The sequence below is a fragment of the Halomonas sp. SIMBA_159 genome (genome assembly GCF_046536035.1).
Lineage (GTDB): Bacteria > Pseudomonadota > Gammaproteobacteria > Pseudomonadales > Halomonadaceae > Vreelandella > Vreelandella venusta_A.
On the sequence record NZ_JAWJBT010001244.1, the window covers coordinates 1 to 247 of the forward strand.

Here is a 247-nt window from a genome sequence, read left to right on the forward strand (position 1 = left end):
GGCCCATCGCGGCGAACGCCAGCCCGGACAGGAACAGCAGCTGCACGCCGACGCGGTGCGACCAGGCCGCCTTGGTGCCGCCGACCCCGAACACCGCCAGCGCGGCGAGCGCGGCCAATGCGCCGGGCAGCACGAAGCCGAGCAGGTCGAACGCGAGCGCATGCGCGATGCCGGTCGCGCCCAGCAGCGCGACCGGGTGCCGCAGCTGCGAGTAATCGTCCAGGGCCAGGCCGAACCCGGCCACCGC

At 75.3% G+C, this 247-nt stretch carries 1 protein-coding gene; it reads right to left on the bottom strand.

Annotated features, from left to right (window positions below; genetic code table 11):
- On the bottom strand, nucleotides 1-247 hold a 247-nt coding region (locus R0J87_RS23235), incomplete at both ends, for a hypothetical protein (RefSeq protein WP_498889325.1).